Below are 2,684 nucleotides of genomic sequence, written 5' to 3'. Positions count from 1 at the left end.
GCCGTCGACTGGCCGGCGGTCCTCGAGCCCTACCGGACCCGCACCGTCGAACTCCCCTCCTACCCCTTCCAGCGGCGCCACTTCTGGCTCACACCGGAACCCGCCGGGACCGACGCCCGCGGACTCGGTCTGACCTCGGCCGGGCACCCGCTGCTGGGCGCCGTGGTCGAACTCGTCGAGGAGGACCGGCTGGTGTGCACGGGGCGGCTCGCCCTCGACACACAGCCGTGGCTCGCCGATCACGCCGTGCACGGCACCGTGCTGCTGCCCGGCACCGCGTTCCTCGAACTCGCGATGGCCGTGGGCGCCCGGGTGGGCCTGCGACGGCTCGCCGAACTCACCCTCCAGGCACCGCTGGTGCTCCCACCCGACGAGGCCGTGCAGCTGCGGGTGACCGTCGAGGCTCCGACCGCGAACGGGCAGCGGGAGCTGGCCGTGCACTCCCGGCCGCAGGACGCCGACCCAGGTGTTCCGTGGACGCGGCACGCCGCGGCAGTGCTCGACATCGACGACGGCACCGCGGACTTCGACCTCGTCGACTGGCCGCCGCCCGGGGCTCACGAGATCGACGTCGAGACCCGCTACGACACTCTCGCGGAGACGGGCTACGACTACGGTCCCGCCTTCCAGGGCCTGCGCGCGGCCTGGCGCACCGGCCGCGACGTCTACGCCGAGGTGAGCCTGCCCGCCGAGCTGGACGCCACCGCCTTCGGGCTGCACCCGGCAGTGCTGGACGCGGCCTTGCACGCGGCCGGCCTGCTCCGCGGGGACGGCGGCACCCTTCTGCCCTTCTCCTGGTCCGGTGTCACCCGCTGGACCGACGGGGCGGAGTCTCTGCGGGTGTGGCTCAGCGCGAGGGGCGAGGAGGGGGTGGCCCTGCGTGTCACCGACAGCGCGGGAAAGCCCGTGCTGTCCGCGGAGGCCGTCACGATGCGGCCGCTCACCGCCGACCTGGCCGCCGGAAGCGGAGCCGACTCGCTGTTCCGGCTGGAGTGGCAGCCGGCCCCGGCCGCCGCGGCCGACGTCGACGCGTGCCTGGTCGCAGACCTGGCCGACGTCCCGGACCCCGTACCGCAGCTGGTCGCCGTACGCTGTCCGGTCGCCTCACGGGACTCGGACGGCCCGGGAGCCGGCCTCGCGGAGGAGGCACACCGGTCGGCGCGTTGGGCGCTCGGGCTGGTCCAGGAGTGGCTGGCCGATGCCCGTTTCACCGGATCCCGCCTGCTGGTGCTGACCGACGGCGCCGTCGGCCCCGAGGTCACCAACCCGGCCCAGGCCACCGTGTGGGGTCTGATCAGGACCGCGCAGTCCGAACACCCCGACCGCTTCGCGCTGTTGGATTCGGGTGAGGCGCACCAGGACGGCACTGTGCCCGGGTCCGTACTCACCGAGCCTCAGCTCGCCCTGCGGGCGGGCACGGTCCTCGTTCCTCGTCTGGCCCGGCACACCGCCTTCACCGAGCCGGGCGGTGCCGCCCGGCTCGACCCGGACGGCACCGTACTCATCACCGGCGGAACCGGGGTGATCGGCGCGTCGGTCGCCCGGCATCTGGTCACCGAGCACGGGGCCCGCCGTCTGCTGCTGGTCAGCCGTCGCGGCCCCGACGCGCCGGGCGCCACGGAACTCGCGTCGGAGCTCACCGGGTTGGGCGCCGAGGTCTCCCTCGCCGCGTGTGACACCGCCGACCGCGAGGCGCTCGCGCGGCTGCTGGCCGGCGTACGGCTCACCGCCGTCATGCACACCGCGGGTCTGCTGGACGACGGCGTGGTCGGGTCGCTGACCGCGGACCGGCTCGCCGCCGTGCTGCGGCCCAAGGTGGACGCCGCCGCACATCTCGACGAACTGACCGCGGACCAGGACCTGGCGGCCTTCGTCCTGTTCTCCTCGGTGGCGGGTGTGCTCGGCAACCCGGGTCAGGCCAACTACGCCGCGGGCAACGTGTTCCTCGACGCGCTCGCCGCCCACCGCCGGGCGGCCGGTCGCCCCGCGACCTCACTCGCCTGGGGCCTGTGGGCCGAACGCAGCGGCCTCACCGGGCACCTGGACGACGACACCCTCTCGACCCGCGGCATCACCCCGCTCTCCACCGAACAGGGCCTCGAACTCCTCGACCGGGCTCTCGCCGACGACCACCCGGTGCTCGTGCCGGCCCGCCTCGACCTGGCCGCGCTGCGCTCCGACGCGCTCACCGGGGCCCTGTCCCCGGTGCTGCGCTCGCTGGTGCGGGTCCCGCGACGGCGCCCCGGCCAGTCCGGCCTGCGCCGCAGGCTCGGCCAGATGTCCGAGGACAAGGCCCGCCGTCTCCTGCTCGACCTCGTCAGCACCCAGCTCGCCTCGGTCATCGGCCGCGACTCGGCGGACGGGATCGATCCGGACCAGCCGTTCAAGAGCTTCGGCATCGACTCGCTGCTCGCGGTACAACTGCGCAACCGGCTCAACTCCGCCACCGGACTGCGGCTTCCGGCCACCCTTGTCTTCGACCATCCCACGCCGGCCGCCATCGTCGACTTCGCGCTCCCGCTCGTACGGGAACGCAGCGAGCGTGCCACCCCGCAGCCCGTCACCGCCGTCGCACCGCGTACGGACGATGATCCGATCGTGATCGTCGGTATGGGGTGCCGTTTCCCGGGCGGTGTGGACTCGCCGGAGGCGCTGTGGCAGGTCGTCGCCCAGCAGCGCGACGT

The 2,684-nt window shown here is 74.2% G+C and carries 1 protein-coding gene; it reads left to right on the top strand.

Translation table 11 applies throughout. The features are described from left to right. Positions 1-2,684, top strand: a 2,684-nt coding sequence (locus ACZ7G3_RS35685) for a type I polyketide synthase (RefSeq protein ID WP_470930866.1), incomplete at both ends; no start/stop codon positions are given.

This window comes from Streptomyces sp. NPDC037271, assembly GCF_055603605.1.
This window is presented reverse-complemented; position numbering and strand designations above follow the sequence as displayed.